This is a genomic window from Bifidobacterium cebidarum (genome assembly GCF_009193305.1).
Lineage (GTDB): Bacteria > Actinomycetota > Actinomycetes > Actinomycetales > Bifidobacteriaceae > Bifidobacterium > Bifidobacterium cebidarum.
In genome coordinates this window covers 136380-149937 of record NZ_WBVS01000003.1, presented here as the reverse complement: position 1 = coordinate 149937, position 13558 = coordinate 136380, and the positions used below count along the sequence as shown (strand labels likewise).

General features: G+C 58.9%; 11 protein-coding genes. All 11 read left to right on the top strand.

Features of this window, described 5'->3' with window-relative positions; all coding sequences use genetic code 11:
• Positions 1–73: 73 nt before the first annotated feature.
• On the top strand, positions 74–1219 hold the full coding sequence (locus F7D08_RS04295; RefSeq protein WP_152209457.1) for a methionine ABC transporter ATP-binding protein: 1146 nt from the start codon (positions 74–76) through the stop codon (positions 1217–1219).
• Positions 1216–1902: a methionine ABC transporter permease gene (locus F7D08_RS04290; RefSeq protein WP_100494198.1), complete on the top strand. Its 687-nt coding sequence runs from the start codon at positions 1216–1218 to the stop codon at positions 1900–1902. The genes F7D08_RS04295 and F7D08_RS04290 overlap by 4 nt, the downstream gene beginning before the upstream one ends.
• Positions 1903–2015: 113 nt before the next feature.
• Positions 2016–3167 (top strand): M20 metallopeptidase family protein, encoded by a 1152-nt coding sequence (locus tag F7D08_RS04285; protein ID WP_152209456.1) that lies wholly within the window; start codon positions 2016–2018, stop codon positions 3165–3167.
• Positions 3168–3182: 15 nt separating this feature from the next.
• The gene (locus F7D08_RS04280; protein ID WP_152209455.1) at positions 3183–4880 is read left to right on the top strand and encodes an NAD+ synthase; all 1698 of its coding nucleotides are present in this window, start codon (positions 3183–3185) and stop codon (positions 4878–4880) included.
• A gap of 236 nt (positions 4881–5116) precedes the next feature.
• Positions 5117–6076 (top strand): MetQ/NlpA family ABC transporter substrate-binding protein, encoded by a 960-nt coding sequence (locus F7D08_RS04275; RefSeq protein ID WP_152209454.1) that lies wholly within the window; start codon positions 5117–5119, stop codon positions 6074–6076.
• 92 nt (positions 6077–6168) lie between these two features.
• On the top strand, positions 6169–7419 hold the full coding sequence (locus F7D08_RS04270) for a M20 family metallopeptidase (protein ID WP_152209453.1): 1251 nt from the start codon (positions 6169–6171) through the stop codon (positions 7417–7419).
• 114 nt (positions 7420–7533) lie between these two features.
• The gene (locus F7D08_RS04265) at positions 7534–7734 is read left to right on the top strand and encodes a hypothetical protein (protein WP_152209452.1); all 201 of its coding nucleotides are present in this window, start codon (positions 7534–7536) and stop codon (positions 7732–7734) included.
• Positions 7735–8017: 283 nt separating this feature from the next.
• Positions 8018–10393 carry a formate C-acetyltransferase gene (pflB, locus tag F7D08_RS04260; protein WP_152209451.1) on the top strand — a complete coding sequence of 792 codons (2376 nt, stop codon included), beginning with the start codon at positions 8018–8020 and terminating at the stop codon, positions 10391–10393.
• Positions 10394–10578: 185 nt separating this feature from the next.
• A complete protein-coding gene (gene pflA, locus F7D08_RS04255; protein ID WP_152209450.1) occupies positions 10579–11460 on the top strand; it encodes a pyruvate formate-lyase-activating protein in 882 nt (293 codons plus the stop codon).
• A 130-nt stretch (positions 11461–11590) separates the two neighbouring features.
• The gene (locus tag F7D08_RS04250; protein ID WP_152209449.1) at positions 11591–12223 is read left to right on the top strand and encodes a DUF3000 family protein; all 633 of its coding nucleotides are present in this window, start codon (positions 11591–11593) and stop codon (positions 12221–12223) included.
• Positions 12220–13521, top strand: a complete 1302-nt coding sequence (locus F7D08_RS04245) for an HRDC domain-containing protein (RefSeq protein WP_152209448.1) — start codon at positions 12220–12222, stop codon at positions 13519–13521. Before F7D08_RS04250 ends, F7D08_RS04245 begins: the two co-directional genes overlap by 4 nt.
• The last annotated feature ends 37 nt before the right edge of the window (positions 13522–13558 follow it).

The window sequence follows — 13558 nt, the reverse complement described above, 5'->3', positions numbered from 1 at the left end:
GGTGAGCCGTGGTGGCATGTTCACCCGGCATGACCAGTTGCAGATGGCAACACCGGCGCAATCAGGGAGGACCATGAGCGAGCCCATCATCACCTTCGACCATGTGGTCAAGGAATACAAAACACGCGGACGCGAGGCGGCTGCCACGCGCGCTGTGGACGATGTCAGCCTGACCATCAATCGAGGCGACATTTTCGGCATCATCGGCTATTCCGGTGCCGGTAAATCCACGCTGGTGCGTCTGATCAACGCGCTTGAACGTCCGACGTCCGGCAGTGTGAATGTTCTCGGCACTGACATCACTGCGCTGAGCGAGGCCAAACTCAGGCCTATTCGCCAGAAGATCGGCATGATCTTCCAGCAGTTCAACCTGTTTTCCACCAAGACCGTGGCGCAGAACATCGCCTATCCGCTGCAGCTGGATCATTGGCGCAAAGACTATCAGGACCGTCGTGTCGCCGAGCTGCTTGAATTCGTCGGACTTTCCGAGCATGCGGATAAGTATCCTTCCCAGCTGTCAGGCGGCCAGAAGCAGCGCGTCGGCATCGCCCGCGCCCTTGCCACCAATCCGGAGATCCTGCTCGCCGACGAGGCGACCAGCGCACTCGATCCTGAGACCACCACTGAAGTGCTGGCCCTGCTCAAGCGCGTCAATGAGGAATTCGGCATCACCATCGTGCTGATCACCCACCAGATGAACGTGGTCCAGCAGATCGCCGGCCGTGTGGCCGTGATGAGCGCCGGCCGTGTGGTGGAATCCGGAGACGTCTACGATGTGTTCGCGGCACCTCAGCAGCCGGTTACCAAGCGTTTCATCGCCACCGCGCTTTCCGGTCTGCCGGAAGAGGACCGTGTGGAGCGTCTGCATCAGGATTGGTCCGGCCGTATCGTCACCGTACTGATCCGCCAGAAGGATGTGCTCGGTTCCCACGGCCGCGCGCTCGCCGCTTCCGGCCAGAACATTTCCGGACTCATCGCCAAGCACGGTGTGGAATCCAGCCTGCTGTATGGCGGAATCGACACGGTCAAGGGCACCGCGATCGGTGCCATCACCTATGAGTTCCGTGGACCGAATGTGGAAGGGTTCCTCAAGGAGCTTGCCCAGGACAGCGACGTTGTCGATTTCGGCACCGCCGAGAATCCGGTGGAATATGCGCAGGCCGTGGCCGGATACGCGCCGAAGACCCAGTCCGTGACTGAAAAGGGAGCCGAATCATGATTGAACTCGCAAGTTCTCGCAGCGATTGGAGCGTGCTGCGCCCCCTGCTGTTCGAATCCATCGGGCAGACCCTGACCATGGTGCTGATCACCTTGGTCATCGGCGGTTTCCTCGGTCTGATTCTCGGCGTGGTGCTCTATGGCACACGCCCGGGCAATCTCTTCGAGAACGCCATCGTCTACCGAGTGCTCGACGTGATTGTCAATATCGTCAGGCCGATTCCGTTCATTATTTTCCTGGCGGCCATGCAGCCATTGACCATCGTGGTGGTCGGCACATCGATCGGTACCGTGGCTGCCATCTTCCCGATGGTTGTGATGTGCACGTTCGCTACATCGCGATTGGTGGAACAGAATCTGGTGCCGGTGGACCCCGGCATGATCGAAGCCGCGCGTTCGATGGGCGCCAGCAAGCTCACCATCATCCGCACGGTGCTGATTCCCGAGGCCCTGGCTCCGTTGATTCTCGCCTATGCCTTCCTGTTTATCGGCGTGCTTGACATGTCCGCCATGGCCGGATACATCGGCGGCGGCGGTCTTGGTAACTTCGCCATCGCCTATGGCTACCAGAAGTTCGACCAGACCGTCACTTGGACCGCCGTGATCATCATGATCGTGCTGGTGCAGGTGGTGCAGGGCATCGCCAACGCCATCGCCAAGAAGCTGCTGAAGCGACAGCAATAGTCCGTATGCCGGCGTTCACCGGCAACCTCATTCTCTCGAAAATCTCTCACTGAGCAGTTACTCGGTGAGAGATTTTTCATAAGTAACCATCACCGTCACTAGAATCGTCAACCATGTGTGAACATATCGATTTCGATCCGGAACTTATCGCCATTCGCCATTATCTGCACGCTCATCCTGAGCGCAGCTTCAAGGAATTCGACACCAGCATCTACCTTGCCGACCAGCTCAAGTCTCACGGCATCGAGGTATTGCCCAATCCTATGAAAACCGGTGTCGTGGGACTGATTGAGGGGCAGGGTGGACCAGGGCCACGCATCGGATTGCGCGCTGACATCGATGGTCTGCCGATTGTGGAGGATACCGGCCTGGGATTCTCCTCGGTGAACCATGGGGTGATGCATGGTTGCGGTCATGACCTCCACATGACCGGCCTGTTGGGCGCGGCGTTCTGGCTCGCCGAGCATCGCGACAAGTTCACCGGTTCCATCAAGATCCTGTTCCAGCCCAGCGAGGAAACCGGACAAGGCGCGCGTGCGATGATCGATGCCGGATTGGTGGACGATGTGGACGCCATCATCGGCACTCACAACAATCCGAATTATGCGCCCGGCCAGCTGGCCATCGGCGTGGAGCCGATGATGGCTGGGTGCGTGAAGTTCCGTGTGGACATTCACGCCTCCGGCTCCCACGCCGGCTACCCATACAAGGGGACCAGCCCGATCGAGGCTCTGGCCAGCATGATCATGAGCCTGCAGACCATTGTGAGCCGCAATGTGACGCCTTTCCACCCGCTGGTGCTTTCGGTGACCGAAGTGCACGGCGGCGATGTGTGGAACGTGGTGCCGGCCGAAGCTGGATTCCAAGGTACTGTGCGCTACTTCCATAAGGAGGACGGCAACCTTGTGGGTCGCCGGTTCAAGGAGATCGTGGAGCATACCGCCAAGGCATACGGCATCAGCGCCGACGTGATGTGGGACGATTTCCAGGATCCGCTGGCCTCCGATCCGGGACTGGCCAAGGCCGTGGCCGCTGATGTGCACGAATACGCCCAGCTTGAGCCGATTCGTCCATCGATGGCGGGGGAGGACTTCTGCGAATTCTCCAAGGTCACGCTGCCGGTCTTCGCCTTCGTGGGCTCCAATGGGCAGGAAGGTTGTGCCGACTGGCACAGCCCGCATTTCGTGGGACTTGACGAATCGATCCCGACATTCGTGAACTTCTACGTCAACGCTGCCCTACGCGTGCTCAACGAGTTGAGCTGAGTACACTAAGAAACCATGACACAGCTACGTTTTGCACTCGCCCAGATCGATACCTGCGTCGGCGCGCTTGACGCCAACGCAGCCAAGGTGCTCGATTTCTCCCGTAAAGCCGCCCAAGGCGACGCCCAGGTGGTGGTGTTCCCGGAAATGACGCTCACCGGATACCCCATCGAGGATCTGGCATTGCGCCGCACGTTCCGCCAGGCCGCATGGGACAAGGCCAATGAGCTCGCCTCCCAGCTCGATGCCGAAGGCCTTGGCGGCCTGTTCGTGGTCGTGGGCACCGTGGGCACCGACCGCGCCACCAGCAAACCGCGCAACCGTCTCGTGGTGTTGCACGAAGGCGTGGTATGGGCCGGCTATGACAAGCACTTCCTGCCCAACTATGGTGTCTTCGACGAGTTCCGTATCTTCTCGGCGGGCGATCGCTCGGTGACCCTTGACATGGACGGCGCTCGTATCGGCGTGGCCATCTGCGAGGATATCTGGCAGGATGGCGGCCCTGTGGCCGACCTCGCCACCAAGAACATCGATCTGCTGCTCACCATCAACGGTTCCCCCTATGAGGAAGGCAAGACCCACACGCGCTTCGAACTCGCCCGGAAGCGGGCCGCCGAAGTGAATGCTCCGGTCATCTATCTCAATCAGGTAGGCGGTCAGGACGATCTGGTCTTCGACGGCGGCAGCTTCGTGGTGGACGCGGATGGCGCGTTGCTGGAACGCAGCCCGATGTTCATGGAGAACCTCACCTTCTGGGACTTCGATTCGTCCGTCGAGCATCAGAGCAAAGCCGAGATCGTGCCTGAGCTTGACAAGGACGAGGAAGTCTACACCGCTTGCGTGCTTGGTCTGAAGGATTACATGGCCAAGAATCGCTTCACCGGCGTGACGCTCGGTCTTTCCGGCGGTATCGATTCCGCCCTGGTGGCAGCCATGGCCGCCGACGCCTGTGGGGGAGAGAACGTCTGGGGCATCTCCATGCCGTCCATGTATTCCTCGGACGGTTCCAAGGACGACGCCGCCGATCTGGTCAAGAACATCGGCGCCCATTACGAGGTGCAGCCCATTGAGCCGCTGTTCAACGCCTACCAACAGCAGCTGCATCTCGAAGGCGTATCCGCCGAGAACCTGCAGGCCCGTATCCGTGGCGTTATCGTGATGGCCAGCTCCAATTCCCGAGGGCTTCTTGCGGTGGCCACCGGCAACAAATCCGAACTGGCATGCGGCTACTCCACAATCTACGGCGATGCGGTCGGTGGCTACGCGCCTATCAAGGATCTGCTGAAAACCCGCGTGTGGGAGATCAGCCGTTGGCGCAACAAGGCCGCTGCGGCCGGCGTCGGCATCGGTGGATTGAAGATCGTCGGCAACGAGGAAGGCAGCACGGGCAAGCCGCTGCCGAACGGCGTGATGATTCCGGTGTCGTCCATCGAAAAGGCGCCTTCCGCAGAGCTGCGCCCTGGTCAGAAGGATTCCGACTCCTTGCCTGAGTATGCATTGCTCGACAAGGTGTTGGCCGCATACATCGAACATGCGCATGGTCGCGCCGATTTGCTGGCCGATGGCTTCGACGAAGCCACAGTGGATACGGTGATGCGACTGGTGGATCGAGCCGAATGGAAGCGCCGCCAGTACCCGCTCGGCCCCAAGGTCACGGCGTTGGCATTCGGACGTGACCGCCGTCTGCCGGTGACCAACGCGTTCCGCGAGTAATCAAGATATCGGTTGAAAAAGCACCTCGTTATCGAGGTGCTTTTCTCATATTGCGAGACAATCGTCTGGTTATAACAGGTTATTAAGGGTATTCGCCTGATGGCCTCGTAACGGGCTATAAGCAGCCTATATGGCGAAACGACGCTACCCAGTGATTTCCGCCTCTATGGTTGGTTCATGTCGTCAAGCAATTGACATGCATCGTGAAATACATCCAACAGAGAGAGGGAGAACACATGTCCGCAGCAATCCAGACACCGGCCAACCCGCAGGAGCCGGTGCGAGTGAACCACACCCTGCGCAACATCATCATCGCGGCCGTGGTTGTGGTGCTGGTCCTGGCCGGTGGCTTCTTCGGCTACCGCGCATTCGCCAGCAACGCCAGCGCCGAAAAGGGCTCCGAGGCCAACCCGGTCAAGATCGGCGTCGTCGGCGCATCCGATAAGCCATGGCAGGTGTTCAAGCAGGAAGCGCTCAAACAGGGCATCCATGTCGATATCGTCGACTTCCAGGATTACACCTCCGAGAACCCGGCGCTGGATTCCGGCGATCTTGACCTGAACGAATTCCAGCACCTGCTGTATCTTGCCAACTACAACGTGAAGAACAACAAGGATCTGCAGCCTATCGGCGGAACCGTGATCGTGCCGCTCGGCCTCTACTCCAGCAAGGTCAAGAGCGTCGACGAGATTAAGCAGGGCGACACCATCGCCATCCCGAACGACGAAACCAACCAGGCTCGTGCCATCGGTGTGCTGGAGAAGGCCGGTCTCGTGGCGTTGAAGCACAAGTGGACCGCGGTCACCGCACCTTCGGATATCGACGAGTCCGCCTCCAAGGTCAAGGTCGTGCCGCTCGGTGCCGAAAAAGTCGCCAACTCGCTCAACGATCCACAGCTGACCGCAGGCATCATCAACAACAGCTACATCAAGGACGCCGGCCTGAACCCGAAGGACGCCATCTTCCAGGACGATCCGAGTGCCGACTCCGCCAAGCCGTACATCAACGCTTTCGTCGCCCGCAAGGCGGATGTGAACAACCCGGTCTACAAGAAGATCGTCGAGATCTACAAGACCAAGGCCGTCACCGATGCCGTACAGGAAGACTCCAAGGGCACTTCGGTGTTGGTCACCGATTACAGCGCTAAGGAGCTCCAGGGTTACCTGGCGCAGATCGAATCCGATCTGTCCAAGTAGTCGACGATTTCACCGCAATCAGTCATCAACAGCATTATCAACCGGCGGCTCGGCAGACATACGAGCCGCCATTACCATGAGGAGAGCCGCACATGAGTGAACAGCAATCCGTTGCAACCCGCGTTGCCGATGCCAAGCAGCGCATCAGCGATTATGCCGATGCGTCACTGGCCGACTATCAGCGTATTTCCCTGGCCATCCATGACAAGCCGGAATACAGCAACTATGAGTTCTTCGCCTCCGAAACCCTGTCGAACAAGCTCAGGGAAGAAGGCTTTGACGTCACCCTTGGTGTCGCCGATCATCGCACCGGATTCGAAGCCATCTACCGCACCGGCAAGCCAGGGCCTGTAGTGGTGTTCCTTGCCGAATATGATGCTTTGCCCGGCGTCGGCCACGGCTGCGGTCACAGTGTGTTTGGGCCGAACTCTTCGCTGGCCGCCGCTTCGCTGAAGCAGGTCATCGACGAATTCGGTGGTGAGCTGCGCGTCTACGGCACTCCCGGTGAGGAAGGCGGTGAGAACGGCAGCGCCAAAGGAAGCTTCGTCAAAGACGGATTCTTCGACGACGTGGATATCGCGCTATGCGCGCACCCGCACGCCGGCGGCAACTTCCTGTCCTCCCGCAACCTCGCATGCCAGCCTATCGATATTGAATTCCATGGCAAGGCCTCCCATGCCGCAGCCACGCCCGAGCAGGGCATCAACGCGCTCGATGGCGTAATCCAGACCTTCAATTCCATCAATGCGCTGCGTCAGCATCTGCCCAAGGACGTACGCATCCACGGCATCATCACCGATGGCGGCCTGCAGCCGAACGTGGTGCCCGACTACGCCAAAGCCAAGTTCTATCTGCGTTCCGCCTCCGTGCCGGGTCTGCTGTCGCTGCGCAAGAAGGTCGACAACATCGTGGCCGGTGCCGCGCTTGCCACTGGCGCCACCGGAACGGTGACTCCCTACCAGAACCAGGTCGACAATATGATTCCGACTCCGTTGTTCGATGAAGTGTGGCAGCGTAATGCCGAAGCACTTGGACAGGTCGTTAAGCCCACTGACCAGGATAAGATCAGCTTCGGCTCCAGCGACGTCGGTAATGTCTCCCAAGTGGTGCCGACCATCCAGCCATGGTTCTCCATCTCCCCGGAGAAGCTCGGTGGACACAACGAAAAGGTGGCGGCCGCCGCAGCCAGCCCGTTCGGGTTGGAATCGATTCGCTGGTCGTCCAAGGCTCTGGCCTACACAGCCCTCGATATCATCGTGGATCCTGAGCTGCTGAGCCGCATCAAGGAACAGCATGCGGCTCGTGTCAAGACGCAGGAGGCTGACGTCGCGCGAGTCATCTGATTAGCTCGGCTCATCGCGCATAATATGCCTGCTATGGCTCATCTGTCTCGCCTGCGAGTCACTATGCGCCATAGCAGGCATTGTTGATTGGTGATGATGGGGAGGGACACCCGTATGAGTGATAACGATAAGCAATGGTATTTCAACATGGTCAAAGGTCGTGCGGAGCTGGGGCCGATATCTCCGATTGAGCAGCGCATGGGACCGTATAAGACCAAGGAAGATGCGGAACACGCTTGGGACATCGTCGCCGATCGCAATGCCAAGTGGGAGGAGCAGAATCGCCAGTGGAACGGCGAGGGATACAGGCGTTGATGCATCCGGAAGGCGATGGGTCGACTATGTAGTTTTCATGCTGCATGCATGTTCATATGATGAACAACCGCTCAAATCCGTACATATGGATTGAGCGGTTTTCTTGTGAGAAAAATCATATAGGGATCGTCGATGATTGGAAAACCCTTTCGAATACAGGCAAATCACATGAGTGTGAGATAGCTCACGTATAAATTCAGCTTTTTACCAGTACGTGCAAACTACACTTAATGGCAATGGTTCCGTGAAGATGCGAAACCTTGAACCCCATTAAAGGAGTGACATGACCGCAGTAGAGAATGCAGCTGTCTCCCAGGAGGAGCTCGACGCAAAGGCGTGGGCCGGCTTCACCGAGGGTAATTGGCAGAAGGATATTGACGTCCGTGACTTCATCCAGAAGAACTACACCCCGTACACCGGCGATGAGTCCTTCCTGGCGCCTGCCACCGAAAAGACGAAGCACCTGTGGAAGTACCTCGACGACAACTACCTGGCAGTGGAGCGCAAGCAGCGCGTCTACGATGTGGACACCCACACCCCGGCTGGCATCGACGCCTTCCCGGCTGGTTACATTGATTCCCCGGAAGTCGACAACGTGATCGTCGGCCTCCAGACCGACGTGCCCTGCAAGCGCGCCATGATGCCGAACGGCGGCTGGCGTATGGTCGAGCAGGCCATCCGTGAAGCCGGTAAGGAGCCGGATCCGGAGATCAAGAAGATCTTCACCAAGTACCGCAAGACCCACAACGACGGCGTCTTCGGTGTCTACACCAAGCAGATCAAGATCGCACGCCACAACAAGATCCTGACCGGTCTGCCGGATGCCTACGGCCGTGGCCGCATCATCGGCGACTACCGTCGTGTGGCGCTGTATGGCGTCAACAAGCTGATCGCCTTCAAGAAGCGCGACAAGGACTCCGTGCCGTACCGCAACGACTTCACCGAGCCGGAGATCGAGCACTGGATTCGCTTCCGTGAAGAGCACGACGAGCAGATCAAGGCCCTGAAGCAGCTGATCAACCTCGGCAACGAGTACGGTCTCGACCTGACCCGCCCGGCACAGACCGCCCAGGAAGCCGTGCAGTGGACCTACATGGGCTACCTGGCCTCCATCAAGTCCCAGGACGGCGCCGCCATGTCCTTCGGCCGTAACTCCGCCTTCCTCGACTGCTTCATCGAGCGCGACCTCAAGGCCGGCAAGATCACCGAGACCGACGCCCAGGAGCTCATCGACAACATCGTCATGAAGCTGCGTATCGTGCGCTTCCTGCGTACCAAGGACTACGACGCCATCTTCTCCGGCGATCCGTACTGGGCGACCTGGTCCGACGCTGGCTTCGGCGATGACGGCCGTCCGCTGGTCACCAAGACCTCCTTCCGTCTGCTCAACACCCTGACCCTTGAGCACCTCGGACCTGGCCCTGAGCCGAACATCACCATCTTCTGGGATCCGAAGCTGCCGGAAGGCTACAAGCGCTTCTGCGCCAAGATCTCCATCGACACCTCCGCCATCCAGTACGAGTCCGATAAGGAGATTCGCTCCCACTGGGGCGACGACGCCGCCATCGCATGCTGCGTCTCCCCGATGCGCGTGGGCAAGCAGATGCAGTTCTTCGCGGCACGTGTGAACTCCGCCAAGGCTCTGCTGTACGCCATCAACGGTGGTCGTGATGAGATGACCGGCATGCAGGTCATCGATAAGGGCGTCATCGATCCGATCAAGCCGGAAGCCGATGGCTCCCTGGATTACGAGAAGGTCAAGAACAACTACGAGAAGGCTCTCGAGTGGCTGTCCGAGACCTACGTCATGGCCCTGAACATCATCCACTACATGCACGATAAGTACGCCTACGAGTCCATCGAGATGGCTCTGCACGACAAGGAAGTCTACCGTACCCTCGGTTGCGGTATGTCCGGCCTGTCCATCGCAGCCGACTCCCTGGCCGCCATCAAGTACGCCAAGGTGTACCCGATCACCAACGCCGAGGCCAAGAACCTCGAAGGCCACGAGTACGAGTACGTCGAGGGCGCTGACGACGATCTGGTCGTCGGCTACCGCACCGACGGCGAGTTCCCGATCTACGGCAACGATGATGATCGCGCCGATGACATCGCCAAGTGGGTCGTCTCCACGGTCATGGGCCAGGTCAAGCGCCTGCCGGTCTACCGCGGTGCGGTCCCGACCCAGTCCATCCTGACCATCACCTCCAACGTGGAGTACGGCAAGAACACCGGTTCCTTCCCGTCCGGCCACAAGAAGGGCACCCCGTACGCTCCGGGCGCCAACCCGGAGAACGGCATGGATTCCCACGGCATGCTGCCGTCCATGTTCTCCGTCGGCAAGATCGACTACAACGATGCTCTCGACGGCATCTCGCTGACCAACACCATCACCCCTGATGGCCTCGGTCGCGATGAGGAGGAGCGTATCGGCAACCTGGTCGGCATCCTCGACGCCGGCAATGGCCACGGCCTCTACCACGCCAACATCAACGTGCTGCGCAAGGAGACCATGGAGGATGCAGTCGAGCACCCGGAGAAGTACCCGCACCTGACCGTGCGTGTCTCCGGCTACGCGGTGAACTTCGTCAAGCTCACCAAGGAGCAGCAGCTCGACGTCATCTCCCGTACCTTCCACCAGGGCGCTGTCACCGACTGATGAGCCGATGACGCCAACCGTGTGAACGGGTGAACGATGAAGGGGTGGGCCAAGTCCCACCCCTTCCTTATGAAGTTCTTCTCACTCCTCTCAGGAGAAGGGCTTCCATGCAACGAGTGAGAGGAAGGTTCCGCTCTGGCCGATGATCGCAGAGCTATAGCATCACTTTCAGGAACAGGAGGACAATGATGCCCGACGACCAGTTCCGTACCACCACGCGCCATATGCTGCGTGAATCAAAGACTTACGCATCCCAGACCCTGATGGGTGGCCTTTCCGGATTCGAATCCCCGATTGGTCTCGATCGACGCGATCGTATCGCCGCGCTCAAATCCGGCGATATCGGCTTCGTGCATTCTTGGGATATCAACACTTCCGTTGATGGCCCGGGCACCCGAATGACCGTGTTCATGTCCGGCTGCCCATTGCGTTGCCAGTACTGCCAGAACCCCGATACCTGGAAAATGCGCGACGGCAAGCCGGTGTATCTCGATGCGATGATCAAGAAGGTCGACCGCTACAAGGATCTGTTCAAGGCGACTCATGGAGGTATCACCTTCTCCGGTGGCGAATCGATGATGCAGCCCGCGTTCGTCTCCCGTGTCTTCCATGCCGCCAAGGAAATGGGCGTGCATACCTGCTTGGACACCTCCGGGTTCCTGAACACCAATTACACCGATGAGATGCTTGAAGACATCGATTTGTGCCTGCTTGACGTCAAATCCGGTGATGAGGCCACCTATCACAAGGTGACCGGTGGCCTGTTGCAGCCCACCATCGACTTCGGGCAGCGTCTCGCAAAGGCCGGCAAGAAGATCTGGGTACGATTCGTGCTTGTTCCGGGGCTGACGGATTCCGAGGAGAACGTGGAGAACGTGGCCAAGATCTGCGAGACCTTCGGTGACGCGGTGGAGCATATCGATGTGCTCGGCTTCCATCAGCTCGGCCGTCCGAAGTGGCATGAGCTGCGTATCCCGTACCCGCTGGAGAACCAAAAAGGCCCGAACGCCGCCACCCGCGAACGCGTGGCCAACCAGTTCAAAGACCACGGTTTTGTTGTGTACTAAATGGTCGTCGCATTGACGCGAATTACTCTTCCTTGATTTGATCAGCGAACCGATGAAATCAAGGAAGAGTAATTCGCATATTGAGCGCGTTAATACCGCGATTCTGGCGGTTCTCTCGTAGCCTAGAGATATGGCCAGCATCTACGCGTTTCCTGCGGGTGTGCCCAACGAGGGGCAGCCCATCAGGCCTCATGGTGTGCCTGATGACCTTTGGGCGGCAGTTGAATCCGTCAGCACGATGCCTCTGCTCGCCGGCGTGCATTACCGGGAGATTCCTGTGCCGTCCACTCTGGCAGATTTCGGCATAGGAGTCGAACTGGAGAGCGCGGAACACACGCACGGTGATGCGCCATGCAAGCCGACGGATGGATTATCGCATACGGCAACAGGTTGGATCATGGTGCTGTATTGCGAGCGGCCTCGCATGGAATGGGGTTCCCGCTGGAGATGCACGGCCTTCGCTCGATTGCCTTTGTCCGATACGGAAAACGATCCGTTGACCCCAAGCATGTATTGGGATGATATGTGCGATCATCTCGAAGCCATTGAACCCGATTCGCTGTCCGGCACGGTGACCGTCAACCAAAACACGTCTTTTGGCGCCATCGGCGGCAATACCAGCGCAGGTTGCGAAATACGGGCGTCGTGGACGCCGCTTGACGGTTCGGGCCCAAACGGTACTATGGACGCCGGCGCACAAGTCAACTCGTGGGCCACGTTCTTGACATCCACTGTTCGTTGTGAGGAGGATGACGACAGGTGAGCGACGCCCGCGACACTCAACCGCGATTGCTGAAGGAACCTCGTGGGGGAGTGCCCGATGTGACTGCGACACTTGACGATTATCATCGTGTCTGCGATGCACTGGCCAACGCGACCGGCTCATTGGCGGCCGATGCCGAGCGCGCATCCGGATTCCGCTACGGCCACGAGGATTGGCTGATCCAGTTCAAGCGCGAAGGCGCCGGCATCGCATTGCTTGATCCCATCGCCCTGACGCAGGCAGGGGCGGATTGGAGCGAATTCAACGAAGCGGTGGAACAGGCGACCTGGATCCTGCATGATTCGATGATGGACCTGCCGGGATTCGCTGATATTGGTTTGAAACCACAGCACCTGTTCGACACGGAGATCGCCGCACGTCTGCTCGGCCTGCATCGTTTCGGTCTTGCTGCCGTCACCGAGCATTATCTGGGCATCACCTTGGCGAAAGAGCATTCCGCCGCTGACTGGTCCTATAGGCCGTTGCCTCGTGATTGGCGCAACTACGCCGCTCTTGATGTCGAAGTGCTGATCGAGCTTGAGGAACTGATGCGCCGTGACCTGAAGCAATCCGGCAAGGACGAGTGGGCGCGCGAGGAATTCGAATACGCCTTGCAGCACGGTCTGGCTCCCAGAAAACCGCATTCTGTGCCGTGGCTGCGCATCTCCCATATCACCCAGTTGGGGCGTGACCCGCGCGGACTGGCCATCGCCAAGTCACTGTGGGAGGAGCGCGACAGGCTCGCCAAGCAATACGATATCGCGCCCAGCCTATTGCTGGCGGATTCCTCGATCATCGAAGCCGCCGAACGCAAACCTCATAATGCGGCGCAATTCCGCATGATCCGATCCCTGAACGAACGGGTGCGCATCCATACCGGTACCGAGCAAGACAAAATGTTCGAACGATATGCTCCGATTCAGCGTTCGGTAAAACCGAAGGTATGGAAGGCCGCCATTGATAGGGCTATGGCGCTGAAACCGAGTGAATGGCCGACGATGCCTGCGCCCGAACAGGATGACAACGGCATTGCCAACGCGCCGCGCTCGATGCGTCTGTGGCAACAGCGTCATCCTGACCGATACGAACGCTTGCAACGGGTGCGAAAAGTGATCAACCAGATCGCTCAGGATACGCGCACGCCTGCGGAAATGATCATCAAGCCGCAGATCGTGCGCAACCTGTGCTGGGTGGAAGAGCCGCAGATGATGGACGTGACGGAGTTTCTCCACCAGCAGGGTGCGCGAAACTGGCAGGTGCGTCTTATTGCACCGTCCGTAAGTGGCGTTATCATGTAGAGGTTGCCTAACGGCAGATTGTAAGAATTAACGACTT

Bases quoted from the DNA above. Each gene is read 5' to 3' on its own strand.
- F7D08_RS04295 (WP_152209457.1), top strand. From the start codon at position 74: ATGAGCGAGCCCATCATCACCTTCGACCATGTGGTCAAGGAATACAAA.
- F7D08_RS04290 (WP_100494198.1), top strand. From the start codon at position 1,216: ATGATTGAACTCGCAAGTTCTCGCAGCGATTGGAGCGTGCTGCGCCCC.
- F7D08_RS04285 (WP_152209456.1), top strand. From the start codon at position 2,016: ATGTGTGAACATATCGATTTCGATCCGGAACTTATCGCCATTCGCCAT.
- F7D08_RS04280 (WP_152209455.1), top strand. From the start codon at position 3,183: ATGACACAGCTACGTTTTGCACTCGCCCAGATCGATACCTGCGTCGGC.
- F7D08_RS04275 (WP_152209454.1), top strand. From the start codon at position 5,117: ATGTCCGCAGCAATCCAGACACCGGCCAACCCGCAGGAGCCGGTGCGA.
- F7D08_RS04270 (WP_152209453.1), top strand. From the start codon at position 6,169: ATGAGTGAACAGCAATCCGTTGCAACCCGCGTTGCCGATGCCAAGCAG.
- F7D08_RS04265 (WP_152209452.1), top strand. From the start codon at position 7,534: ATGAGTGATAACGATAAGCAATGGTATTTCAACATGGTCAAAGGTCGT.
- pflB (WP_152209451.1), top strand. From the start codon at position 8,018: ATGACCGCAGTAGAGAATGCAGCTGTCTCCCAGGAGGAGCTCGACGCA.
- pflA (WP_152209450.1), top strand. From the start codon at position 10,579: ATGATGCCCGACGACCAGTTCCGTACCACCACGCGCCATATGCTGCGT.
- F7D08_RS04250 (WP_152209449.1), top strand. From the start codon at position 11,591: ATGGCCAGCATCTACGCGTTTCCTGCGGGTGTGCCCAACGAGGGGCAG.